We start from the raw sequence: 23,525 nt of genomic DNA, 5'->3' as shown, positions 1-23,525 counted from the left end.
GCCCCATATAGCCGACAACAAAGGCGAGCCTGGCTCGTAATCCAGAAATTTGCGCAGGAGAGACCCAATGGCTGACGAACAGCTGAATGAGAAAGACCTTAACGTCGAAGAAACCGGTGCAGATGCTGTCGGCGCCCGTGTTCTGGAGCTCGAGGAACAGCTGGCCGCCGCCAAGGATCAGTCGCTGCGCGCTGTTGCCGATTTGCAGAACGTGCGCCGTCGCGCCGAGCAGGATGTCGAGAAGGCCCACAAGTTCGCCCTGGAGAAGTTCTCCAGCGACCTGCTGCCGGTGATCGACAGCCTGGAACTGGCCCTGACGCATTCCAGTGACGAAGATGAGCAGGTCAAGGCCATCCGTGAAGGCGTCAAGCTGACCCTCAAGATGTTCCAGGACACCCTCAAGCGCTACAACCTCGAAGTCGTCGATCCGCATGGTGAGCCGTTCAATCCAGAGCACCACCAGGCCATGGCCATGCAGGAAAACGGCGAAGTAGAGCCGAACAGCGTGTTGAACGTGTTCCAGAAAGGCTACCTGCTCAACGGCCGCCTGCTGCGCCCCGCCATGGTGGTGGTCAGCAAGGCGCCAAGCGCAGCTCAGCCTTCGATCAATGAACAGGCTTGAAATCCGCCGGGGCAACCCCATCTAGGTGTCAAGCCTTCAAGTATTACCGCAGTTGGCCAAAGTAGTCGCTGCTACCAAATTCAAGTTTCGGGAGAGTTAACATGGGTAAAATCATCGGTATCGACCTGGGGACCACCAACTCGTGCGTCTCCATCCTGGAAAACGGTAACGTCAAAGTCATCGAAAACGCCGAGGGTGCGCGTACTACCCCTTCGATCGTGGCGTACGCCAACGATGGCGAAATCCTGGTGGGTCAGTCGGCCAAGCGCCAGGCTGTCACCAACCCGCACAACACCCTGTTCGCAGTGAAGCGCCTGATTGGCCGCCGCTTCGAAGAGGATGTCGTGCAAAAAGACATTCAGCTGGTTCCGTACAAGATCGCCAAGGCCGACAACGGTGACGCCTGGGTTGAAGTCAACGGCCAGAAAATGGCACCGCCGCAAATCAGCGCCGAAGTGCTGAAGAAAATGAAGAAGACCGCCGAAGACTACCTCGGCGAGCCTGTCACCGAAGCGGTCATCACCGTTCCGGCCTACTTCAACGACAGCCAGCGCCAGGCTACCAAAGACGCCGGCCGCATCGCCGGTCTGGACGTCAAGCGCATCATCAACGAGCCGACCGCTGCTGCACTGGCGTACGGCATGGACAAGGCCAAGGGCGACCACACTGTCATCGTTTATGACCTGGGTGGCGGTACCTTCGACGTTTCGGTCATCGAAATCGCCGAAGTCGACGGTGAGCACCAGTTCGAAGTACTGGCGACCAACGGTGACACCTTCCTGGGTGGCGAAGACTTCGACATGCTGCTGATCGACTATCTGGTCGAGGAGTTCAAGAAAGAGTCCGGCATGAACCTGAAGGGCGACCCTCTGGCCATGCAGCGTCTGAAAGAAGCCGCGGAAAAGGCCAAGATCGAGCTGTCTTCCGCTCAGTCGACCGACGTCAACCTGCCGTACATCACTGCAGACGCCACCGGTCCTAAGCACCTGAACGTGAAGATCTCCCGCGCCAAGCTGGAGTCGCTGGTAGAAGGGCTGGTGCAGCGCACCATCGAGCCTTGCCGCATCGCGCTGAAAGATGCTGGCATCGAAGCCAGCAAGATCGACGACGTGATCCTGGTCGGTGGCCAGACCCGTATGCCGCTGGTACAGAAAACCGTTGCTGACTTCTTCGGCAAGGAAGCACGCAAGGACGTCAACCCGGACGAAGCCGTCGCCATGGGCGCCGCTATCCAGGGTGCCGTTCTGGCCGGTGACGTCAAAGACGTTCTGCTGCTGGACGTCAGCCCGCTGACCCTGGGTATCGAAACCATGGGTGGCGTGATGACCGCGCTGATCGAGAAAAACACCACCATCCCGACCAAGAAGTCGCAGGTGTTCTCGACTGCCGACGACAACCAGGGCGCAGTGACCATTCACGTGCTGCAGGGCGAGCGTAAGCAAGCTTCGCAGAACAAGTCGCTGGGCAAGTTCGACCTGGCTGACATCCCGCCAGCACCGCGTGGTGTTCCGCAGATCGAAGTGACCTTCGACATCGACGCCAACGGCATCCTGCACGTCGGCGCGAAAGACAAGGCCACCGGCAAGACCCAGTCGATCGTGATCAAGGCCAACTCCGGCCTGTCCGACGAAGAAATCGAGAAAATGGTGCGTGATGCCGAGGCCAACGCCGAGGAAGACCGCAAGTTCGAAGAGCTGGCCGGTGCCCGTAACCAGGGTGACGCGCTGGTTCACTCGACCCGCAAGATGGTTGCAGATGCAGGTGACAAGGTTACCGCTGAAGAAAAAACTGCCATCGAAGCTGCCGTCGTTGCCCTGGAAGCCGCTGTAAAAGGCGACGACAAGGCCGCGATCGACGCCAAGGTCGAAGAGCTGTCCAAGGTGTCGGCACCGGTTGCCCAGAAGATGTACGCCGAGCAGTCGGCCGAACAGCCTCAAGGCGGCGCGCAGCAGGCCGAGCCGGAAGCCAAGCACGATGACGTGGTTGACGCCGAGTTCGAAGAAGTAAAAGGCGACGACAAGAAGTAATCGTTGCATGTTGTCGGCCAGCTCACCGGCGGTTGTCGGTGAGCTGGTAGGATGTCGCCGCGCGGGGGCTTGCTCCCGCGTTGGCGTATCTGGAATTCGAGAATTTTTACAGCATCTGTCAGGGCCATTCGTGGTGTTTGGGCAGGTGCTGATGGCGCGGCGCAGATGCCGAACGCCCAACAAGGTGCAAATGACCTATGTCCAAGCGTGATTATTATGAGGTCCTGGGTGTCGAGCGCGGCGCCAGTGAAGCTGACCTGAAAAAGGCCTATCGCCGCCTGGCGATGAAGTTCCACCCGGACCGCAACCCAGGCGACAAAGAGTCGGAAGACAAGTTCAAGGAGGCCAACGAGGCCTACGAAGTGCTGTCTGACGCCAGCAAGCGCGCGGCGTTCGACCAGTACGGCCACGCCGGCGTCGACCCAAGCATGGGCGGCGGTGGTGCAGGCTTCGGCGGCGCCAACTTCTCCGACATTTTCGGTGATGTGTTCAGTGACTTCTTCGGTGGCGGCGGCGGCCGTGGCGGTGGTCGTGGTGGTGCCCAGCGTGGCAGCGACCTGCGCTACACCCTGGAGCTGAACCTGGAAGAAGCGGTGCGTGGCACCACGGTCAGTATCCGCGTGCCGACGCTGGTCAATTGCACGCCTTGCGACGGTTCTGGCGCGAAGAAGGGCTCGACCCCGTCGACCTGCCCGACGTGCGGCGGTATTGGCCAAGTGCGTATGCAGCAAGGCTTCTTCTCGGTGCAGCAGACCTGCCCGCGTTGCCATGGCCAGGGCAAGATCATTACCGACCCTTGCAATTCGTGCCATGGCGAAGGCCGTGTCGAGGAATACAAGACGCTGTCGGTCAAGGTGCCTGCAGGTGTCGATACCGGCGACCGCATTCGCCTGTCGGGCGAAGGCGAGGCCGGTACCCACGGTGGCCCGACTGGCGACCTGTACGTGGTGATCAATGTGCGTGAGCACGAGATCTTCCAGCGTGATGGCAAGCACCTGTACTGCGAAGTGCCGATCAGCTATACCGATGCAGCGCTGGGTGGCGAGCTGGAAGTGCCAACCCTCGATGGCCGCGTGAAGCTGAAGATTCCGGAAGGTACCCAGACCGGCAAGCAGTTCCGCTTGCGTGGCAAGGGTGTTGCGCCGGTGCGCGGTGGCGGTGCCGGTGACCTGCTGTGCCGTGTGGCGGTGGAAACCCCGGTCAACCTCAGCCGTCGTCAGCGCGAGCTGCTCGAAGAGCTGCGTGATTCGCTCGAAGGCGACAGCTCCCATTCGCCTAAGGCCAGTGGCTGGTTCGACGGTGTAAAGCGCTTCTTCGGCGATCTCTGACAAGGAAATAGCGATGCGACGTATTGCAGTGATGGGTGCAGCAGGGCGGATGGGCAAAACCCTCATCGAGGCCGTGCAGCAAACGCCAGGAGCCGGGTTGACGGCGGCGATCGATCGCCCTGACAGCTCGCTGGTCGGGGCTGATGCAGGTGAGCTGGCGGCCCTCGGTCGGATCGGCGTGCTGCTGTCCGATGACCTGGCCAAGGTTGCCGACGAATTCGATGTGCTGATCGACTTCACCCACCCTTCGGTAACCCTGAAAAACCTGGCCTTCTGCCGCAAGCACGGCAAGGCGATGATCATCGGCACCACCGGTTTCAGCGTCGAAGAGAAGCAATTGCTGGCTGACGCGGGCAAGGAAATCCCGATCGTGTTCGCTGCCAACTTCAGTGTGGGCGTCAACCTCAGCCTCAAGCTGCTGGACATGGCGGCGCGGGTGCTGGGTGATGATGTCGACATCGAGATCATCGAAGCGCACCACCGTCACAAGGTAGATGCGCCGTCGGGTACTGCGCTGCGCATGGGCGAAGTGGTTGCCAATGCGTTGGGCCGTAACCTGCAGGAAGTGGCGGTGTATGGCCGTGAAGGCCAGACCGGCGCGCGTGATCGCAAGACCATCGGCTTCGCCACCGTGCGTGCCGGTGATGTGGTGGGTGACCACACCGTGCTGTTCGCTGCTGAAGGCGAGCGCCTGGAGATCACCCACAAAGCGTCGAGCCGCATGACGTTCGCCAAGGGCGCGGTACGTGCCGCGCTGTGGCTGGACGGGCGCGAGCCGGGCCTGTACGACATGCAGGACGTTCTGGGGCTGCACTGATCCTTGCTGTGTAGCTGATGGCCCAATCGCCGGCAAGCCGGCTCCCACGGGGGAGTGCAAGCCTTCGGGTTGGTGCTGACTGGTGGGAGCCGGCTTGCCGGCGATGGGGTGCAAGGCACCCCCTGTCGCAATCATGTGTTTTAGAGGCACATATACGGTAGACCCAAAAAGCACTTTTCTGTAAGCTACAGCTTTAGTGTGTCCACTAAAAGCGCGCAGCGAATTGAATTCAGCACATGAAAGCGGGGTGACGTGTCCATACGTCACTCCGCTTTTTTGCAACCTGCGATCGCCCTTTCATGCTTGATTTACGGGAGGTCTTCTTGACAAAGCCAGCCATACTCGCCCTTGCCGACGGCAGTATTTTTCGCGGTGAAGCCATCGGTGCCGACGGTCAGACCGTTGGTGAGGTGGTGTTCAACACCGCTATGACCGGCTACCAGGAAATCCTTACAGACCCTTCCTACGCCCAGCAAATCGTTACCCTGACCTATCCGCACATCGGCAACACCGGTACTACCCCGGAAGACGCCGAGTCGAACCGTGTCTGGTCTGCCGGCCTGGTCATCCGTGACCTGCCGCTGCTGGCCAGCAACTGGCGTAACACCCAGTCGCTGCCGGACTACCTCAAGGCCAACAACGTCGTCGCCATCGCTGGCATCGACACCCGTCGCCTGACCCGTATCCTGCGTGAAAAGGGCGCTCAGAACGGTTGCATCCTCGCCGGTGACAACATCAGCGAAGAAGCCGCCATCGCCGCCGCCCGCGGCTTCCCAGGCCTCAAGGGCATGGACCTGGCCAAGGTCGTCTCCACCAAAGAGCGCTACGAGTGGCGCTCCAGCGTGTGGGAACTGAAAACCGACAGCCACCCAACCATCGAAGCTTCCGAGCTGCCGTACCACGTGGTTGCCTTCGACTACGGCGTCAAGCTGAACATCCTGCGCATGCTGGTGGCCCGTGGCTGCCGCGTGACCGTGGTGCCTGCCCAGACCCCGGCCAGCGAAGTGCTCGCGCTCAACCCCGATGGCGTGTTCCTGTCCAACGGCCCTGGCGATCCGGAGCCTTGCGACTACGCGATCCAGGCAATCAAGGAAATCCTTGAAACCGAGATCCCGGTGTTCGGCATCTGCCTCGGCCACCAGCTGCTGGCCCTGGCCTCCGGCGCCAAGACCGTCAAGATGGGCCACGGCCACCACGGTGCCAACCACCCGGTCCAGGACCTGGACACCGGCGTGGTCATGATCACCAGCCAGAACCACGGTTTCGCCGTCGACGAAGCCACCCTGCCGGGCAACGTCCGCGCCATCCACAAGTCGCTGTTCGACGGTACCCTGCAGGGCATCGAGCGCACCGACAAGAGCGCGTTCAGCTTCCAGGGCCACCCTGAAGCGAGCCCAGGCCCGACTGACGTCGCGCCACTGTTCGATCGTTTCACCGATGCCATGGCCAAGCGCCGCTGAGCATCCTGCATCAAGGCCCCGGGCCGGCTTGCGCCGCGCCCGGAAGCGCCTGACCCAGATTGTTCAAGACGGCTTGCCGACTGACCCGCGGATTTGAGTGACAACCATGCCAAAACGTACAGACATCAAAAGCATCCTGATTCTCGGCGCTGGCCCGATCGTGATCGGCCAGGCCTGCGAATTCGACTACTCCGGCGCCCAGGCTTGCAAAGCCCTGCGCGAGGAGGGGTTCCGCGTCATCCTGGTGAACTCCAACCCGGCCACCATCATGACCGACCCGGACATGGCCGACGCCACCTACATCGAGCCGATCAAATGGCAGTCGGTGGCCAAGATCATCGAAAAAGAGCGCCCAGACGCGGTGCTGCCGACCATGGGTGGCCAGACCGCGCTGAACTGCGCCCTGGACCTGGAGCGCCATGGCGTTCTGGAAAAGTTCGGCGTAGAGATGATCGGTGCCAACGCCGACACCATCGACAAGGCAGAAGACCGTTCGCGCTTTGACAAGGCGATGAAGGACATCGGCCTGGAGTGCCCGCGCTCCGGTATCGCCCACAGTATGGAAGAGGCCAATGCGGTCCTCGAGAAGCTCGGCTTCCCGTGCATCATCCGCCCGTCGTTCACCATGGGCGGCACCGGTGGTGGTATCGCCTACAACCGTGAAGAATTCGAAGAAATCTGCGCCCGTGGTCTGGACCTGTCGCCGACCAAAGAGCTGCTGATCGACGAATCGCTGATCGGCTGGAAGGAATACGAGATGGAGGTGGTCCGTGACAAGAAGGACAACTGCATCATCGTCTGCTCGATCGAAAACTTCGACCCGATGGGTGTGCACACCGGTGACTCGATCACCGTTGCGCCAGCGCAGACCCTGACCGACAAGGAATACCAGATCATGCGCAACGCCTCGCTGGCGGTGCTGCGTGAAATCGGTGTCGAAACCGGCGGTTCCAACGTGCAGTTCGGTATCTGCCCGAACACCGGCCGCATGGTCGTGATCGAGATGAACCCGCGCGTATCGCGCTCGTCGGCCCTGGCTTCCAAGGCTACCGGCTTCCCGATCGCCAAGATCGCCGCCAAGCTGGCCGTCGGCTACACCCTCGACGAGCTGCAAAACGACATCACCGGCGGGCGTACCCCGGCGTCGTTCGAGCCGTCGATCGACTACGTCGTCACCAAGCTGCCACGCTTTGCCTTCGAGAAATTCCCGAAAGCCGACGCCCGCCTGACCACCCAGATGAAATCTGTGGGTGAAGTCATGGCCATCGGCCGTACCTTCCAGGAATCCCTGCAGAAAGCCCTGCGCGGCCTGGAAGTCGGTGCCTGCGGCCTGGACCCGAAAGTCGACCTGGCCAGCCCAGAAGCTGCCAGCATCCTCAAGCGCGAACTGACCGTGCCGGGTGCCGAGCGTATCTGGTATGTCGCTGACGCCATGCGTTCGGGCATGACCTGCGAAGAAATCTTTGCCCTGACCGGCATCGACATGTGGTTCCTGGTTCAGATGGAAGACCTGATCAAGGAAGAAGAGAAGGTCAAGACCTTGGCCCTGTCGGCCATCGACAAAAACCTGATGCTGCGCCTCAAGCGCAAAGGCTTCTCGGACCAGCGCCTGGCTGTACTGCTCGGTATCACCGACAAGAACCTGCGTCGCCACCGTCACAAGCTGGAAGTGTTCCCGGTCTACAAGCGCGTCGACACCTGCGCCGCTGAGTTCGCCACCGACACTGCCTACCTGTATTCGACCTACGAGGAAGAGTGCGAGGCCAACCCGTCGACCCGCGACAAGATCATGATCTTGGGTGGCGGCCCTAACCGTATCGGCCAAGGCATCGAGTTCGACTACTGCTGCGTACACGCGGCACTGGCCCTGCGTGAAGACGGTTACGAGACCATCATGGTCAACTGCAACCCAGAAACCGTCTCCACCGACTACGACACTTCCGACCGCCTGTACTTCGAGCCGCTGACCCTGGAAGACGTGCTGGAAGTCTGCCGCGTCGAGAAGCCGAAAGGCGTCATCGTGCACTACGGCGGCCAAACCCCGCTGAAACTGGCCCGTGCCCTGGAAGAAGCCGGCGTACCGATCATCGGTACCAGCCCGGACGCCATCGACCGTGCCGAAGACCGTGAGCGTTTCCAGCAGATGGTTCAGCGCCTGAACCTGCTGCAGCCGCCAAACGCTACCGTGCGCAGCGAAGAAGAAGCGATCCGCGCTGCGGGCGGCATCGGTTACCCACTGGTCGTGCGCCCGTCGTACGTACTGGGTGGTCGCGCCATGGAAATCGTCTACGAACTGGACGAACTCAAGCGCTACCTGCGTGAAGCGGTACAAGTGTCCAACGACAGCCCGGTGCTGCTCGACCACTTCCTCAACTGCGCCATCGAGATGGACGTGGATGCGGTCTGCGACGGCACCGACGTGGTGATCGGCGCGATCATGCAGCACATCGAGCAGGCGGGTGTGCACTCCGGTGACTCGGCGTGCTCGCTGCCACCGTACTCGCTGCCGGCTCATGTGCAGGACGAAGTCCGCGAACAGGTCAAGAAAATGGCCTTGGAGCTGGGCGTGGTCGGCCTGATGAACGTGCAGCTGGCCCTGCAGGGCGACAAGATCTACGTGATCGAAGTCAACCCGCGCGCCTCGCGTACCGTACCGTTCGTCTCCAAGTGCATCGGCACTTCGCTGGCGATGATCGCGGCCCGCGTCATGGCTGGCAAAACCCTGAAAGAGATCGGTTTCACCAAAGAAATCATCCCGAACTTCTACAGCGTCAAGGAAGCCGTCTTCCCGTTCGCCAAGTTCCCAGGGGTTGACCCGATCCTCGGCCCTGAGATGAAATCGACCGGTGAAGTCATGGGTGTTGGTGACAGCTTCGGTGAAGCCTTCGCCAAGGCCCAGATGGGTGCCAGCGAAGTGCTGCCGACCGGCGGTACTGCGTTCATCAGCGTGCGTGACGACGACAAGCCACAAGTGGCTGGCGTTGCCCGTGACCTGATCGCCCTGGGCTTCGAAGTGGTTGCCACTGCCGGCACCGCCAAGGTTATCGAGGCGGCTGGCCTGAAAGTGCGCCGTGTGAACAAAGTGACCGAAGGTCGCCCGCACGTGGTCGACATGATCAAGAACGACGAAGTGTCGCTGATCATCAACACCACCGAAGGCCGTCAGTCGATCGCTGATTCCTACTCGATTCGTCGCAATGCGCTGCAGCACAAGATTTACTGCACCACCACCATTGCGGCCGGTGAAGCCATCTGCGAAGCGTTGAAGTTTGGTCCTGAGAAGACCGTTCGTCGCTTGCAAGATCTGCATGCAGGACTTAAAGCATGAGCATTACCAAGTACCCAATGACCGTCCAGGGCGCTCGCGCCCTGGAAGAAGAGCACCTGTTCCTGAGCAAGACCGAGCGCCCGCGCCTGAGCCAGGCGATTGGTGAGGCGCGCGAGCTGGGCGATCTCAAGGAAAACGCCGAATACCATGCCGCCCGCGAGGAGCAGGGCATGGTCGAGGCGCGTATCCGCGACATCGAAGGCCGCCTGCAGAACTCGGTCGTGATCGACGTGACCACGATCCCTCACACCGGCAAGGTGATTTTCGGCACCACCGTGGTGCTGGCCAACACCGAAACCGATGATGAAGTGACCTACCAGATCGTCGGCGAGGATGAAGCCGACGTGAAACAGGGCAAGCTTTCGAGCGGCGCACCCATTGCCCGTGCCATCATCGGCAAGGAAGAAGGTGATACCGTCGTCGTCAAGACGCCAAGTGGCACGGTCGAGTACGAGATTGTCGAAGTCAAACACATCTGATCGGCGCCTGCGGGCGCCATCCCTTGAAGGGATCCTCTGGCAGCTGGCCCAGGTGTTCTGGGTCGGCGGCTTGTGGGTGTTTCATGTGGGGCTGGTGCCCGCGCTCAAGGTCACTGGCCTGGCGCCCCTGCTGGTGCAGGATGTCGCTGGGCAGATCGACCGCTGGTTGATTGGCGTGGCCTTGCTAGGCTTGTTGACCCAGCTGGCGGTATTGGCGAGGGTAGAGGGGCTGTCTGCCTGGTGGCGGCAGTTCCGTGGCCAGATGCTGTTGCTCGGCTTCGGTGCTTGCGTGGGGTATTACACCTTGCGCTACGGCATTTCAGTGGGCGAGCGCTGGCAGATGTTTTGTTTCCTGGTACTGGGCTTTTCCGGCATCGTGCTGGTGGCCCAACCCGTACCGGTCAGGGCGCGCCAGGCGCGCCACTGATCGGAGCCGCTATTATTTGAAGCGGTGGATGTTGGACAGCTGTTTGTTCGGCTGTGGGTTCTTCCGGTAGATCAGCGCTTTCTTGCCGATGGTCTGCACCAGTTCGGCGCGGCCAACCTTGCACAATTCGGCAATGGCGGCGGCACGTTCTTCACGATCTTCGGAGCGAATCTCGACTTTGATCAGTTCATGATCGGCGAGTGCGCGTTCCAGTTCGGCGGCAACGCCTTCGTTAACACCGTTGCCAGCAACGATCAGGACCGGCTTCAGGTCATGACCAATGGACTTGTATTGCTTCTTCTGCTCGTTATTGAGCGGCATAATCTGACCCTTTCCGTCTGATTCTGTAAAATTGACAGGCATTTTACCCGAGGGCCCCTGGCTCCGCCCAGTCAATCACGACGCATATCATCGAGGTGCCCCGTGGTACAACGTTCCAAAAGCAGCGCTAACTGGCTGCGAGAGCATTTTAACGACCCTTTTGTGAAGCAAGCGCAGAAGGATGGCTACCGCTCGCGTGCGAGCTACAAACTGCTTGAGATCCAGGAAAAGGACCGTTTGATCCGTCCTGGCATGAGTGTGATCGACCTCGGCGCAGCCCCGGGTGGCTGGTCGCAGGTGACCAGTCGTCTGATTGGTGGCCAAGGGCGCCTGATCGCCTCCGACATCCTGGAAATGGACTCGATCCCTGACGTTACCTTCATTCAAGGCGACTTCACCCAGGATGCAGTCCTGCAGCAGATCCTCGACGCAGTCGGTGATTCTCACGTAGACCTTGTGATTTCCGACATGGCCCCCAATATGAGTGGTACGCCTGAAGTGGATATGCCGCGCGCCATGTTCCTGTGCGAATTGGCACTGGACCTGGCAACCCGCGTGCTCAAGCCTGGTGGTGACTTCCTCATCAAGATTTTCCAGGGCGAAGGCTTCGACATGTACCTGAAGGACGTGCGCACCAAGTTCGACAAGGTACAGATGCGTAAGCCGTCGTCTTCGCGGGATCGTTCGCGTGAGCAGTACCTGCTGGGTAAAGGTTTCAAAGGCGTGTGAAAGGCGTGCCACGGGGTGGTCGATAGTTAATTCCAATCGGCCGCCCCGTCTGTATCGTCCGAACTTCGTGTAGTCTAGGTTTCACAAAGGGTTACAGACGGTGCCTGCGGATGCGTAGGTAATGTAGTAAGTTAGGGCGATGAATATCATGCGAGGCACGGCTGCGTCGTGCGCCGGCCTCAGAGGGTAGCGAATTGAACGACATGGCAAAGAATCTGATCCTGTGGTTGATCATCGCAGCTGTCCTGGTGACAGTGATGAACAACTTCTCCAGCCCTAACGAGCCGCAGACCCTCAACTACTCCGACTTCATCCAGCAGGTTAAAGACGGGAAAGTCGAGCGCGTGACCGTCGACGGCTACATCATTACCGGCAAGCGTGCCGACGGCGACAACTTCAAGACCGTGCGCCCGGCCATTACCGACAACGGCCTGATCGGCGACCTGGTCGACAACCACGTGGTCGTCGAAGGCAAGCAGCCTGAGCAGCAGAGCATCTGGACGCAGTTGCTGGTCGCCAGCTTCCCGATCCTGGTGATCATTGCCGTGTTCATGTTCTTCATGCGCCAGATGCAAGGTGGCGCGGGCGGTAAGGGCGGGCCGATGAGTTTCGGCAAGAGCAAGGCGCGCCTGCTGTCCGAAGACCAGGTCAAGACCACCCTGGCTGACGTCGCCGGTTGCGACGAAGCCAAGGAAGAAGTCGGCGAACTGGTCGAGTTCCTGCGCGACCCGGGCAAGTTCCAGCGCCTCGGCGGTCGTATTCCGCGCGGCGTGCTGATGGTTGGCCCACCCGGTACCGGTAAGACCCTGTTGGCCAAGGCCATCGCAGGTGAGGCGAAAGTGCCGTTCTTCACCATTTCCGGTTCGGACTTCGTCGAAATGTTCGTCGGTGTCGGTGCGAGCCGTGTGCGTGACATGTTCGAACAGGCCAAGAAGCACGCCCCGTGCATCATCTTCATCGACGAAATCGACGCCGTTGGTCGCCACCGTGGCGCCGGCATGGGCGGTGGTCACGATGAGCGTGAGCAAACCCTCAACCAGTTGCTGGTAGAGATGGACGGCTTCGAAATGAACGATGGCATCATCGTCATTGCCGCCACCAACCGTCCGGACGTGCTGGACCCTGCGCTGCTGCGTCCTGGTCGTTTCGACCGTCAGGTCGTTGTGGGCCTGCCAGACATCCGTGGCCGTGAGCAAATTCTTAAAGTGCACATGCGCAAGGTGCCGATTGGCGAGAACGTCAACCCGGCGGTCATTGCCCGTGGTACCCCAGGCTTCTCCGGTGCAGACCTGGCCAACCTGGTCAACGAAGCTTCGCTGTTTGCCGCGCGCTCCAACAAGCGCCTGGTCGAAATGAAAGAGTTCGAGCTGGCCAAAGACAAGATCATGATGGGCGCCGAGCGCAAGACCATGGTCATGTCCGAGAAAGAAAAACAGAACACCGCCTACCACGAAGCCGGTCACGCCATCGTCGGTCGACTGGTGCCTGAGCATGACCCGGTCTACAAGGTGTCGATCATCCCGCGTGGTCGTGCCCTGGGTGTCACCATGTTCCTGCCTGAGGAAGACCGTTACAGCCTGTCCAAGCGCGCGCTGATCAGCCAGATCTGCTCGCTGTACGGCGGCCGTATCGCCGAAGAAATGACCCTGGGCTTCGATGGCGTCACCACCGGTGCATCCAACGACATCATGCGCGCCAGCCAGATTGCCCGGAACATGGTCACCAAGTGGGGCCTTTCCGAGAAACTCGGCCCGCTGATGTATGCCGAAGAAGAGGGCGAGGTGTTCCTCGGCCGTAGCGCCGGCAGCCAGCACGCCAGTGTCTCGGGTGAAACCGCCAAGCTGATCGACTCGGAAGTGCGCAGCATCATCGACCAGTGCTACGCCACGGCCAAGCAACTGCTCACCGACAACCGCGACAAGCTCGATGCCATGGCCGAAGCGCTGATGAAGTACGAGACCATTGACGCCGACCAGATCGACGACATCATGTCGGGCCGTACCCCTCGCGAACCGCGGGATTGGGATGGTGACTCGGCTTCGGGCAACCCTGCAGCTCAGGGTGACCGCCCGGAATCGCCAATCGGCGGCCCAGCGGCTCAACACTAAGGGCATCTATGAGTTCAGTGCAGTACCCAACCCGGTTGCCTTGCGGCAACCGGGTTCTTGATTTGTCGCGTACCCATGTCATGGGTATTCTCAATATCACCCCCGACTCATTCTCCGATGGCGGGCGCTTCAGCCAGCGCGATGCTGCGCTGCGCCATGCCGAAGCCATGGTTGCCGCGGGCGCCACGCTGATCGACATCGGTGGCGAATCGACGCGCCCTGGCGCGCGTGCGGTGTCCGTGATCGAAGAAATCGAACGCGTGGCACCGATGGTCGAGGCGATCAACAGTCGTCTGGACGTGGTCATTTCGGTCGATACCTCCACGCCTGCGGTCATTCGTGAATCCGCACGGCTGGGGGCTGGCCTGATCAACGACGTTCGTGCCCTGGAGCGCGATGGCGCCCTGGATGCGGCGGCGGACACCGGCCTGCCGGTGTGCCTGATGCATATGCGCGGTGAGCCGGGCAATATGCAGGACGACCCGCACTACGATGATGTGACGGCCGACGTAACGCGATATCTTGAACAGCGGATGGCCGCCTGTGCTGCGGCGGGCATCCCTGCAGACAAAATCATTCTTGACCCGGGCTTCGGTTTCGCCAAGACATTGGCGCATAACCTAAGCCTGTTCAAACACATGGAAGCGCTCTATCGCCTTGGGCGCCCACTGCTGGTGGGTGTTTCACGAAAGAGCATGATCGGCCTGACGCTGGATCGTCCGGTCGGCGAGCGTCTGTACGGCAGCCTGGCGCTGGCAGCGTTGGCCATGACCAAGGGCGCGAGCATCCTTCGCGTCCATGATGTGGCCGAAACTGTCGATGTAGTGCGCATGATCGCTGCGGTACAAAACGCCGAATAAGAACATTGGAGCCGCTATGAGCAGAAAATACTTTGGTACCGACGGCATTCGTGGCCGCGTCGGCGAATACCCGATCACGCCGGACTTCATGCTGAAACTCGGCTGGGCCGCCGGCATGGCCTTCCGCAAGCAGGGCCATTGCCGTGTGCTGGTGGGCAAGGACACGCGTATTTCTGGTTACATGTTCGAGTCCGCACTTGAGGCGGGGCTGTCTGCAGCCGGTGCCGACGTGATGCTGCTCGGGCCGATGCCGACGCCGGCCATCGCCTACCTTACGCGTACGTTCCACGCCGAAGCCGGTATCGTCATCAGTGCCTCGCACAACCCGCACGACGACAACGGCATCAAGTTCTTCTCCGGGCAAGGCACCAAGCTGCCTGACGAAGTCGAGTTGATGATCGAGGAATTGCTCGATCAGCCCATGACGGTGGTCGAGTCGAGCAAGCTGGGCAAGGTTTCGCGCATCAACGACGCCGCCGGCCGCTACATCGAGTTCTGCAAGAGCAGCGTGCCCTCGAGCACCAGCTTCGAAGGCCTCAAGCTGGTGGTCGATTGTGCCCATGGTGCCACCTACAAGGTCGCGCCGAGCGTGTTCCGCGAGCTGGGTGCTGACGTCACCATTCTGCATGCTCAGCCAGATGGCCTGAACATCAACGAAGGGTGCGGTTCGACCCATATCGAGTCGCTGCAGGCGGCCGTGCTGGTTGGTCATGCTGACCTGGGCATCGCCTTTGACGGCGACGGCGATCGGGTGCTGATGGTCGACCACACCGGTGCCATCATCGACGGTGACGAACTGCTGTTCATCATCGCGCGTGATCTGCACGACCGCGGCAAGCTGCAGGGCGGGGTAGTGGGTACGCTGATGAGCAACCTGGGCCTTGAGCTCGCGCTCAAGGATCTGGATATCCCGTTTGTGCGGGCCAAGGTCGGCGATCGTTACGTCATGGCCGAACTGCTCGAGCGCGAGTGGCTGATCGGTGGCGAAAACTCCGGGCATGTCGTGTGCTGCAACCACACCACCACCGGTGATGCGATCATTGCCGCGCTGCAGGTGCTGATGGCGCTCAAGCGTCGCGGCGAGACCCTGGCCCAGGCCCGTCAGGCCTTGCGCAAGTGCCCACAGGTGCTGATCAACGTGCGCTACGGGGCAAGCAAGGTCGACCCGCTGGAGCACCCTGCAGTCAAGGAAGCCAGTGCCAAGGTGACCGAGGCGATGGCCGGTCGCGGGCGTGTGTTGCTGCGCAAGTCGGGTACCGAGCCGTTGGTGCGCGTCATGGTCGAAGGCGATGACGAAAGTCAGGTTCGCGCCCATGCCGAAGCGCTGGCGAAACTGGTCGGCGAAGTTTGTGTCTGAAGGCGCTTGCCAGCGCAGATCTGGTTGGGTAAGATCTGCGCCCACTTTGACCGACGAGGTAAAGCATGCGTCGCCCTATGGTAGCTGGTAACTGGAAGATGCACGGTACCCGCGCCAGCGTCGCTGAGCTGACCGAGGGCTTGAGCAATCTCGCCCTGCCGAGCGGAGTGGAAGTCGCGGTGTTTCCGCCGGCCTTGTTCATCAATCAAGTGATTGATGGCCTGGCAGGTAAAGAAATAACTGTCGGCGCACAGAATTCTGCTGTACAACCCGAACAGGGTGCGCTGACCGGCGAAGTTTGTCCGGAACAGCTGGCCGAAGTGGGCTGCAAGTTGGTGTTGGTTGGGCATTCGGAGCGTCGCCAGATCATTGGTGAAACCGACGAAGTGCTTAACCGCAAGTTTGCAGCCGCACAGGCTAAAGGTTTGAAGCCGGTGCTGTGCATAGGGGAAACCCTTGAAGAGCGCGAGGCTGGCAAGACACTCGAAGTTGTTGGGCGTCAACTAAGCAGTATCATCGAAGCGTTCGGTGTTAAGGCTTTTGCCAATGCAGTAATTGCTTATGAGCCTGTATGGGCCATCGGCACTGGCTTAACGGCCACGCCACAGCAGGCTCAGGATGTGCACGCCGCCATCCGTAGTCAGCTGGCGGCAGAAGATGCTGAAGTGGCTGCGAAGGTGCAGCTGCTCTACGGCGGCAGCGTGAAGGCGGCCAATGCGGCCGAACTGTTCGGCATGCCGGATATCGATGGGGGGCTCATTGGTGGAGCGTCCCTGAACGCAGACGAATTCGGTGCAATTTGTCGCGCCGCAGGAAACTGAACAAATGCTGGAAACAGTCATCGTTGTTTTTCATCTGTTGGCAGCGCTGTCGCTAGTAGTGCTGGTACTGTTACAACAGGGTAAAGGTGCGGAAGCAGGTGCATCTTTCGGCGCAGGGGCCTCAAACACTGTGTTCGGAAGCCAAGGTTCTGCAACCTTCCTAAGTAAATTCACTGCAATACTCGCTGCCACTTTCTTTTTGACAGCACTTGGGTTAGGATACTTCGCCAAGGAACAAGCTCACAAGCTGAACCAGGCGGGCCTTCCAGATCCAGCAGTATTGGAAGTGAAAGAGCAGAAGCCGGCAGTAAATGATGATGTACCGGTGCTCCAACAGCAGAAGAGCGAAACTGCCCCTACAACGGGTGATGTACCTCCTCCGGCACAAGAGCAGAAGTAACGGGTTTCAAATGTAGTATTGCCGAGGTGGTGGAATTGGTAGACACGCAACCTTGAGGTGGTTGTGCCCATAGGGTGTAGGGGTTCGAGTCCCCTTCTCGGTACCAATTGAAGCAAGAGAGCCCGCTTTATGCGGGCTTTCTTGTAGGTGGAGGTCGGATTGACCCAGCACTGGGTTCAGTCTTATACTTTCGCCCCAGCTTTGTCGCGGGGTGGAGCAGCTTGGTAGCTCGTCGGGCTCATAACCCGAAGGTCGTTGGTTCAAATCCAGCCCCCGCAACCAGCTTCAGCGGAGCCCCTTTTCAGGGGCTTTTTGCTAGCCGAACAGTTTTCGGCGTCGTTGTCCAACGGCGCTTTCAGGGATGGGCGCTTCGCCCATTTTTTATTTGCACAGCATGCACGAGGGGGTTCAGGTGTCGAGCAAGCTAGAACAGTTGCAGGCCTTGTTGGCCCCGGTTGTCGAGGGTCTGGGCTATCAGTGCTGGGGGATCGAGTACGTTTCCCAGGGTAAGCATTCGGTACTGCGCATCTACATCGATAAGGAAGACGGGATCCTGGTTGACGACTGCGAAGCAGTCAGCCGTCAGGCCAGCGCCATTCTTGATGTGGAAGATCCGATCAGCAGTGAATATACCCTTGAAGTGTCGTCTCCAGGCATGGATCGCCCGCTGTTCACTCTGGAACAGTTTGCCTCGCATGCCGGCGAACAAGTGAAGATCAAGCTGCGCTCACCCTTCGAGGGTCGTCGTAACTTCCAGGGCCTTCTCCGCGGTGTGGAGGAGCAGGATGTGGTGGTCCAGGTGGACAATCAAGAGTTCCTGTTGCCGATCGACTCGATCGACAAGGCCAATATTATTCCCAGTTTTGACTGAGACGTGCCGGGCCCGGCGGACTATCCGGGCCCAATGGCTTGCGCAAGGCGAGGCGTACGATGAGCAAAGAAGTACTGCTGGTTGTTGAATCGGTATCCAACGAAAAAGGTGTACCGCCCGGCGTCATTTTCGAAGCGCTGGAAGTGGCCCTGGCCACTGCAACCAAAAAACGTTTTGAGGACGAAGTCGACCTGCGTGTGGAAATCAACCGCCACACCGGTAGCTACGAGACCTTCCGTCGCTGGACCGTGGTCGATGAAGCCGATCTTGATGATCCGGCGATCGAGACCTGGTTGAGCAAGATCCACGAGACCCACCCTGAAGCCAAGGTCGGTGACGTGATCGAGGAGAAGATCGAGTCTATCGAGTTCGGTCGTATCGCCGCCCAGACCGCCAAGCAGGTCATCGTGCAGAAGGTCCGTGAGGCCGAGCGCGCCCAGGTGGTCGATGCCTACCGCGAACGCGTGGGTGAGATCATCTCCGGTACCGTCAAAAAAGTTACCCGCGACAACGTCATCGTTGACCTGGGCAACAACGCCGAGGCCTTGTTGGCTCGCGAAGACATCATTCCCCGCGAGACTTTCCGTGTGGGTGTGCGCCTGCGTGCACTGCTCAAGGAAATCCGCACTGAAAACCGTGGCCCTCAGCTGATCCTGTCGCGCACTGCGCCACAGATGCTGATCGAGCTGTTCCGCATCGAAGTGCCGGAAATTGCCGAGGGTCTCATTGAAGTCATGGCTGCATCCCGTGATCCGGGGTCGCGAGCCAAGATCGCCGTCCGCTCCAAGGACAAGCGTATCGACCCGCAAGGTGCCTGTATCGGCATGCGCGGTTCGCGCGTCCAAGCCGTATCCGGAGAGTTGGGTGGTGAGCGTGTGGATATCGTCCTCTGGGACGATAACCCGGCGCAGTTCGTCATCAACGCTATGTCGCCGGCTGAAGTCGCGGCGATTATCGTTGACGAGGATGCCCATGCCATGGACATCGCCGTCGCCGAAGACAACCTTGCCCAGGCCATTGGTCGTGGCGGTCAGAACGTTCGTTTGGCCAGTCAGTTGACCGGCTGGACCTTGAACGTGATGACCGAAAAGGACATCCAGGCCAAGCAGCAAGCAGAAACCGGTGACATCCTGCGCAATTTCATCGATGAACTGGAAGTCGACGAGGAGCTGGCCCAAGTGCTGGTCGACGAAGGCTTTACCAGCCTCGAAGAAATTGCCTACGTACCGTTGGAAGAAATGCTCAACATCGATGGCTTTGACGAAGATATCGTCAATGAGCTCCGCGCTCGAGCCAAGGACCGTTTGTTGACCAAGGCCATCGCTACCGAAGAAAAACTGGCAGACGCCCATCCGGCCGAAGACCTGCTCTCCCTTGAGGGCATGGACAAGGACCTGGCGGCGGAACTGGCGGTGCGCGGCGTGGTTAACCGCGAAGACCTGGCCGAGCAGTCGATTGACGACCTGCTCGACATCGACGGCATCGACGAAGAGCGTGCCGGCAAGTTGATCATGGCCGCCCGAGCCCACTGGTTCGAGTAATTAGGCGCGGCCTGAGGAGAGAAGTGCATGACGCAAGTCACGGTGAAAGAACTGGCCCAAGAGGTCGAGGCACCGGTAGAGCGCCTGCTGCAGCAGATGCGTGAGGCAGGTCTGCCGCACACCGACGCCGGTCAGGTAGTGACCGACAATGAGAAGCAGACCCTGCTGACTCATTTGAAAAGCAGCCACAAGAGCAAGGCGGAAGAGCCGCGCAAGATTACCTTGCAGCGCAAGACCACCAGCACGCTGCGTGTCGCCGGTAGCAAAAGCATCAGCGTAGAAGTACGCAAGAAGAAAGTATTCGTTCAGCGCAGCCCGGAAGAAATCCAGGCTGAGCAAAAACGCGAGCAAGAAGAGCGCCGTGCGGCCGAAAACGCTGCGCGCGACAAGGTTGACGCCGAAGTTCGCCAGCGCAACGAAGAGCAGGCCCGTCGTCACGCTGATGCCGCCCCTGCGGCCCCAGCTGCCAAACCGGCTGCCGCTGCTAGCGCTGCTGCACCTGCCCCGGCACCTGTAGTCGCTGACGCGCCTGCATCGGAAGATGCCGCCGCACGTGCCGCCGAACGCAAAAAAGACGAGACCCGTCGCAACGAAAGCCGCACTCGCGATGACGACCGTCGTCGTGGCGAAGCGCCTCGTGTGTCGATCAAGGTCAAGGTCAAGGAAAAGGAAAAGGCGCCGACTCCGCGTGCTGCTCCGCGTACCACCGACGAAGAGAGCGATGGCGCTCGTCGTGGTCGTGGTGGCAAGGGCAAGCTGAAGAAGCGTAATGCTCACGGCTTCCAGAACCCGACCGGCCCCGTCATCCGTGACGTGACCATCGGCGAGACCATCACGGTCTCGGAACTGGCCAACCAGATGTCCGTCAAGGGCGCTGAAGTGGTCAAGTTCATGTTCAAGATGGGCACCCCGGTTACCATCAACCAGGTGCTCGACCAGGAAACCGCTCAGCTGATCGCAGAAGAGCTGGGCCACAAGGTGACCCTGGTCAGCGATACCGCCCTGGAAGACTCCCTGGCCGAATCGCTGAAGTTCGAAGGCCAAACCGAATCGCGTGCCCCGGTCGTTACCGTCATGGGCCACGTTGACCACGGTAAGACCTCGCTGCTCGACTACATCCGTCGTGCCAAGGTTGCTGCTGGCGAAGCCGGCGGTATCACCCAGCACATCGGCGCCTACCACGTGGAAACCGACCGCGGCATGGTCACCTTCCTCGATACCCCGGGCCACGCTGCGTTCACTCAGATGCGTGCTCGTGGTGCCAAGGCGACCGACATCGTCATCCTGGTGGTGGCGGCGGACGACGGCGTGATGCCGCAAACCCGTGAAGCCGTTCAGCATGCCAAGGCTGCTGGCGTCCCACTGGTTGTCGCAGTGAACAAGATCGACAAGCCAGGTGCTGACCTCGACCGCATTCGCAACGAGCTGTCCGTCGAAGGCGTAACCTCCGAGGACTGGGGTGGTGACACGCCGTTCGTCAAGGTTTCGGCGAAGATGGGTACCGGTGTTGACGAACTGCTCGAAGCCGTTCTGCTGCAGGCCGAGATCCTCGAACTGACCGCTACCCCGACCGCCCCAGGTCGTGGTGTCGTCGTCGAATCGCGCCTGGACAAGGGCCGCGGCCCAGTGGCGACCATCCTGGTTCAGGACGGTACGCTGCGTCAGGGCGACATGGTCCTGTGCGGCTCCAACTATGGCCGCGTACGTGCCATGCTCGACGAGAACGGCAAGCCTGTGAAGGAAGCTGGCCCGTCGATCCCGGTCGAGATCCTTGGCCTGGACGGTACCCCGGAAGCCGGTGACGAGCTGTCGGTGGTGGCTGACGAGAAGAAAGCCCGTGAAGTTGCCCTGTTCCGTCAAGGCAAGTACCGCGAGGTCAAGCTGGCCCGTGCTCACGCTGGCAAGCTGGAAAACATCTTCGAGACCATGGGTCAAGAAGAGAAGAAGACCCTCAACATCGTCCTCAAGACCGACGTACGTGGTTCCCTGGAAGCACTGCAGGGTTCGCTCGGCGGCCTGGGCAACGACGAAGTTCAGGTTCGCGTGATCGGTGGCGGCGTAGGTGGTATCACCGAGAGCGACGCCAACCTGGCGCTGGCGTCCAACGCGGTGCTGTTCGGCTTCAACGTGCGTGCCGATGCCGGTGCGCGCAAGATCGTCGAGCAGGAAGGTCTGGATATGCGTTACTACAACGTGATCTACGACATCATCGAAGACGTCAAGAAAGCCCTGACCGGCATGCTCGGCAGCGATGTTCGCGAGAACATCCTGGGTGTCGCCGAAGTACGTGACGTGTTCCGTTCGCCGAAGTTCGGCGCCATCGCTGGCTGTATGGTCATCGAAGGTACCGTGTACCGCAACCGTCCGATCCGTGTACTGCGCGAAGACGTTGTGATCTTCGAAGGCGAGCTGGAATCGCTGCGTCGCTTCAAGGACGACGCTGCCGAAGTACGTTCGGGCATGGAGTGCGGTATTGGCGTCAAGAGCTACAACGACGTCAAGGTCGGCGACAAGATCGAAGTCTTCGAGAAAGTCCAGGTGGCTCGTACCCTCTAAGGGCGAGCTTGCCGCAAGCCCCCGCTACAGGGCGGTTGGCGGCGCCTTTATAGGTAGCGCCCGGTCAGGCATCAGCCTGACCGGGCGTTTGCCGCTTTAAGTTACAGGTAGCAAGAATGGCCAAAGAATATAGCCGTACCCAACGTATCGGTGATCAGATGCAGCGCGAGCTGGCTGAACTGATCCGCCGCGAAGTCAAGGACCCACGTGTGGGTCTGGTGACCATCACTGCCGTGGACGTCAGCCGCGACCTGGGCCATGCCAAGGTGTACATCACCGTCATGGGCGAGGAAACGCCAGACGCCGTGAAGCAGTCGCTGAAGGCGCTGAACAGCGCTGCCAGCTTCCTGCGTCTGCACCTGGGGCGTTCGATGCAACTGCGCAGCGTCCCCCAGCTGCATTTCCACTTCGATGAAAGCGTCAGCCGCGGTGTACACCTGTCGGCGCTGATCGAGCGTGCAGTGGCCGAAGACCGCCTGCACAAGGATACCGACGAGCTGGACACCAAGGAGTAAGCGGTGGCCCAGGTCAAACGTATTCGCCGCAACGTCAGCGGCATCATCCTGCTCGACAAGCCGCTCGGCTTTACCTCCAACGCGGCACTGCAGAAGGTCCGCTGGTTGCTCAATGCGGAGAAGGCTGGCCACACCGGCAGCCTCGATCCGCTGGCCACCGGCGTGCTGCCACTGTGCTTCGGTGAAGCGACCAAGTTTTCGCAGTACTTGCTCGATTCCGACAAGGGCTACGAAACCGTCATGCAGATGGGGCAGACTACCAATACTGCCGATGCTGAAGGCGAGGTTTTGCAGACCCGTGAGGTGACCGTTGGTCGTGCCGACATCGAGGCCCTGCTGCCACGTTTTCGCGGCCCGATCAGCCAGATACCGCCGATGTACTCGGCACTCAAGCGCGATGGCCAGCCGCTGTACAAACTGGCACGTGCTGGAGAGGTAGTGGAGCGCGAGGCGCGTTCTGTTACTATTAACCGCTTGGAGTTGCTCGAGTGCGAAGGCACCCGTGCACGGCTCAGTGTAGGATGCAGCAAAGGCACCTATATCCGCACCCTGGTGGAGGATATCGGCGAAGCCCTTGGCTGTGGCGCCTATGTCGCAGAGTTGCGCAGGACCCAGGCCGGGCCCTTCGCACTGGCACAGACGGTGACCCTCGAAGCACTCGAACAGGCCCATGCCGAAGGCGGCAACGAAGCGCTTGATCGCTTCCTGATGCCTTCCGACAGCGGGTTGCAGGACTGGCCAATGGTCAGCCTGTCTGAACACAGTGCGTTCTACTGGCTGCATGGGCAGGCAGTACGCGCGCCGGATGCGCCGCAGTTTGGCATGGTCCGGGTACAAGATCACAACGCGCGCTTCATCGGTATCGGTGAAGTGAGTGAAGACGGGCGCATTGCGCCACGTCGGTTGATTCGGTCGGAATGACCGAAACCGCAGGGCGAGGCTTCGGCTGAACCCTACG

The 23,525-nt window shown here is 60.4% G+C and carries 20 protein-coding genes and 2 tRNA genes; 21 read left to right on the top strand and 1 reads right to left on the bottom strand.

Annotation, left to right across the window (positions count from 1 at the left end):
* Positions 1 to 67 precede the first annotated feature (67 nt).
* From grpE to ACMCNM_RS24295, 8 genes are all read left to right on the top strand, one after another.
* Positions 68 to 622, top strand: coding sequence for a nucleotide exchange factor GrpE (gene grpE / locus ACMCNM_RS24330; RefSeq protein WP_186683017.1), 555 nt, complete (start codon positions 68 to 70; stop codon positions 620 to 622).
* 101 nt (positions 623 to 723) lie between these two features.
* Positions 724 to 2,649, top strand: a complete 1,926-nt coding sequence (gene dnaK / locus ACMCNM_RS24325) for a molecular chaperone DnaK (protein ID WP_085274240.1) — start codon at positions 724 to 726, stop codon at positions 2,647 to 2,649.
* Between the two features lie 197 nt (positions 2,650 to 2,846).
* Positions 2,847 to 3,977 (top strand): molecular chaperone DnaJ, encoded by a 1,131-nt coding sequence (dnaJ, locus tag ACMCNM_RS24320; protein ID WP_027595038.1) that lies wholly within the window; start codon positions 2,847 to 2,849, stop codon positions 3,975 to 3,977.
* Positions 3,978 to 3,990: 13 nt separating this feature from the next.
* Complete coding sequence (gene dapB / locus ACMCNM_RS24315) at positions 3,991 to 4,794, top strand: 4-hydroxy-tetrahydrodipicolinate reductase (RefSeq protein ID WP_027595037.1); 804 nt, start codon at positions 3,991 to 3,993, stop codon at positions 4,792 to 4,794.
* A gap of 323 nt (positions 4,795 to 5,117) precedes the next feature.
* Positions 5,118 to 6,254 carry a glutamine-hydrolyzing carbamoyl-phosphate synthase small subunit gene (gene carA / locus ACMCNM_RS24310; RefSeq protein WP_027595036.1) on the top strand — a complete coding sequence of 379 codons (1,137 nt, stop codon included), beginning with the start codon at positions 5,118 to 5,120 and terminating at the stop codon, positions 6,252 to 6,254.
* A gap of 106 nt (positions 6,255 to 6,360) precedes the next feature.
* Positions 6,361 to 9,582 carry a carbamoyl-phosphate synthase large subunit gene (gene carB, locus ACMCNM_RS24305; protein WP_027595035.1) on the top strand — a complete coding sequence of 1,074 codons (3,222 nt, stop codon included), beginning with the start codon at positions 6,361 to 6,363 and terminating at the stop codon, positions 9,580 to 9,582.
* Positions 9,579 to 10,061: a transcription elongation factor GreA gene (greA, locus tag ACMCNM_RS24300; protein ID WP_008098898.1), complete on the top strand. Its 483-nt coding sequence runs from the start codon at positions 9,579 to 9,581 to the stop codon at positions 10,059 to 10,061. The genes carB and greA overlap by 4 nt, the downstream gene beginning before the upstream one ends.
* Positions 10,039 to 10,488, top strand: a complete 450-nt coding sequence (locus tag ACMCNM_RS24295) for an MFS transporter (protein WP_081717511.1) — start codon at positions 10,039 to 10,041, stop codon at positions 10,486 to 10,488. The genes greA and ACMCNM_RS24295 overlap by 23 nt, the downstream gene beginning before the upstream one ends.
* A gap of 12 nt (positions 10,489 to 10,500) precedes the next feature.
* On the opposite strand, the gene ACMCNM_RS24290 is transcribed toward ACMCNM_RS24295, so the two are convergent.
* Complete coding sequence (locus ACMCNM_RS24290; RefSeq protein WP_027595032.1) at positions 10,501 to 10,809, bottom strand: YhbY family RNA-binding protein; 309 nt, start codon at positions 10,807 to 10,809, stop codon at positions 10,501 to 10,503.
* Between the two features lie 102 nt (positions 10,810 to 10,911).
* Between ACMCNM_RS24290 and rlmE the strand changes: the two genes are divergently transcribed.
* From rlmE to truB, 13 genes are all read left to right on the top strand, one after another.
* Positions 10,912 to 11,538, top strand: coding sequence for a 23S rRNA (uridine(2552)-2'-O)-methyltransferase RlmE (rlmE, locus tag ACMCNM_RS24285; protein WP_027595031.1), 627 nt, complete (start codon positions 10,912 to 10,914; stop codon positions 11,536 to 11,538).
* A gap of 203 nt (positions 11,539 to 11,741) precedes the next feature.
* Positions 11,742 to 13,646: an ATP-dependent zinc metalloprotease FtsH gene (gene ftsH, locus ACMCNM_RS24280; RefSeq protein ID WP_027595030.1), complete on the top strand. Its 1,905-nt coding sequence runs from the start codon at positions 11,742 to 11,744 to the stop codon at positions 13,644 to 13,646.
* A gap of 8 nt (positions 13,647 to 13,654) precedes the next feature.
* The gene (folP, locus tag ACMCNM_RS24275) at positions 13,655 to 14,506 is read left to right on the top strand and encodes a dihydropteroate synthase (RefSeq protein ID WP_027595029.1); all 852 of its coding nucleotides are present in this window, start codon (positions 13,655 to 13,657) and stop codon (positions 14,504 to 14,506) included.
* Between the two features lie 16 nt (positions 14,507 to 14,522).
* The gene (gene glmM, locus ACMCNM_RS24270; RefSeq protein ID WP_027595028.1) at positions 14,523 to 15,863 is read left to right on the top strand and encodes a phosphoglucosamine mutase; all 1,341 of its coding nucleotides are present in this window, start codon (positions 14,523 to 14,525) and stop codon (positions 15,861 to 15,863) included.
* Between the two features lie 65 nt (positions 15,864 to 15,928).
* On the top strand, positions 15,929 to 16,684 hold the full coding sequence (tpiA, locus tag ACMCNM_RS24265; protein WP_027595027.1) for a triose-phosphate isomerase: 756 nt from the start codon (positions 15,929 to 15,931) through the stop codon (positions 16,682 to 16,684).
* A gap of 4 nt (positions 16,685 to 16,688) precedes the next feature.
* The gene (gene secG, locus ACMCNM_RS24260) at positions 16,689 to 17,084 is read left to right on the top strand and encodes a preprotein translocase subunit SecG (protein WP_412765568.1); all 396 of its coding nucleotides are present in this window, start codon (positions 16,689 to 16,691) and stop codon (positions 17,082 to 17,084) included.
* A gap of 20 nt (positions 17,085 to 17,104) precedes the next feature.
* Positions 17,105 to 17,190, top strand: a tRNA-Leu gene (locus tag ACMCNM_RS24255).
* Positions 17,191 to 17,289: 99 nt separating this feature from the next.
* Positions 17,290 to 17,366: transfer RNA gene (locus ACMCNM_RS24250), tRNA-Met, on the top strand.
* Positions 17,367 to 17,496: 130 nt separating this feature from the next.
* Positions 17,497 to 17,955, top strand: a complete 459-nt coding sequence (rimP, locus tag ACMCNM_RS24245; protein ID WP_033694237.1) for a ribosome maturation factor RimP — start codon at positions 17,497 to 17,499, stop codon at positions 17,953 to 17,955.
* Between the two features lie 59 nt (positions 17,956 to 18,014).
* Positions 18,015 to 19,496 carry a transcription termination factor NusA gene (gene nusA / locus ACMCNM_RS24240; protein ID WP_027595024.1) on the top strand — a complete coding sequence of 494 codons (1,482 nt, stop codon included), beginning with the start codon at positions 18,015 to 18,017 and terminating at the stop codon, positions 19,494 to 19,496.
* Between the two features lie 27 nt (positions 19,497 to 19,523).
* Positions 19,524 to 22,052: a translation initiation factor IF-2 gene (gene infB, locus ACMCNM_RS24235; RefSeq protein ID WP_027595023.1), complete on the top strand. Its 2,529-nt coding sequence runs from the start codon at positions 19,524 to 19,526 to the stop codon at positions 22,050 to 22,052.
* A 116-nt stretch (positions 22,053 to 22,168) separates the two neighbouring features.
* Positions 22,169 to 22,567 (top strand): 30S ribosome-binding factor RbfA, encoded by a 399-nt coding sequence (gene rbfA / locus ACMCNM_RS24230; protein ID WP_027595022.1) that lies wholly within the window; start codon positions 22,169 to 22,171, stop codon positions 22,565 to 22,567.
* 3 nt (positions 22,568 to 22,570) lie between these two features.
* On the top strand, positions 22,571 to 23,488 hold the full coding sequence (truB, locus tag ACMCNM_RS24225) for a tRNA pseudouridine(55) synthase TruB (RefSeq protein WP_027595021.1): 918 nt from the start codon (positions 22,571 to 22,573) through the stop codon (positions 23,486 to 23,488).
* Positions 23,489 to 23,525 lie beyond the last annotated feature (37 nt).

The sequence above is a fragment of the Pseudomonas sp. NGC7 genome (assembly GCF_047159675.1).
Taxonomy (GTDB): domain Bacteria; phylum Pseudomonadota; class Gammaproteobacteria; order Pseudomonadales; family Pseudomonadaceae; genus Aquipseudomonas; species Aquipseudomonas kermanshahensis.
Note: the sequence above shows the minus strand (reverse complement) of the source record. Positions and strands in the feature narration are given on the sequence as shown.

What these genes read in the sequence shown, in the direction of transcription:
- grpE (WP_186683017.1), top strand. Translation starts at nt 68, where the DNA reads ATGGCTGACGAACAGCTGAATGAGAAAGACCTTAACGTCGAAGAAACC.
- dnaK (WP_085274240.1), top strand. Translation starts at nt 724, where the DNA reads ATGGGTAAAATCATCGGTATCGACCTGGGGACCACCAACTCGTGCGTC.
- dnaJ (WP_027595038.1), top strand. Translation starts at nt 2,847, where the DNA reads ATGTCCAAGCGTGATTATTATGAGGTCCTGGGTGTCGAGCGCGGCGCC.
- dapB (WP_027595037.1), top strand. Translation starts at nt 3,991, where the DNA reads ATGCGACGTATTGCAGTGATGGGTGCAGCAGGGCGGATGGGCAAAACC.
- carB (WP_027595035.1), top strand. Translation starts at nt 6,361, where the DNA reads ATGCCAAAACGTACAGACATCAAAAGCATCCTGATTCTCGGCGCTGGC.
- greA (WP_008098898.1), top strand. Translation starts at nt 9,579, where the DNA reads ATGAGCATTACCAAGTACCCAATGACCGTCCAGGGCGCTCGCGCCCTG.
- ACMCNM_RS24290 (WP_027595032.1), bottom strand. Translation starts at nt 10,809, where the DNA reads ATGCCGCTCAATAACGAGCAGAAGAAGCAATACAAGTCCATTGGTCAT.
- ftsH (WP_027595030.1), top strand. Translation starts at nt 11,742, where the DNA reads ATGGCAAAGAATCTGATCCTGTGGTTGATCATCGCAGCTGTCCTGGTG.
- folP (WP_027595029.1), top strand. Translation starts at nt 13,655, where the DNA reads ATGAGTTCAGTGCAGTACCCAACCCGGTTGCCTTGCGGCAACCGGGTT.
- glmM (WP_027595028.1), top strand. Translation starts at nt 14,523, where the DNA reads ATGAGCAGAAAATACTTTGGTACCGACGGCATTCGTGGCCGCGTCGGC.
- tpiA (WP_027595027.1), top strand. Translation starts at nt 15,929, where the DNA reads ATGCGTCGCCCTATGGTAGCTGGTAACTGGAAGATGCACGGTACCCGC.
- secG (WP_412765568.1), top strand. Translation starts at nt 16,689, where the DNA reads ATGCTGGAAACAGTCATCGTTGTTTTTCATCTGTTGGCAGCGCTGTCG.
- nusA (WP_027595024.1), top strand. Translation starts at nt 18,015, where the DNA reads ATGAGCAAAGAAGTACTGCTGGTTGTTGAATCGGTATCCAACGAAAAA.
- infB (WP_027595023.1), top strand. Translation starts at nt 19,524, where the DNA reads ATGACGCAAGTCACGGTGAAAGAACTGGCCCAAGAGGTCGAGGCACCG.
- rbfA (WP_027595022.1), top strand. Translation starts at nt 22,169, where the DNA reads ATGGCCAAAGAATATAGCCGTACCCAACGTATCGGTGATCAGATGCAG.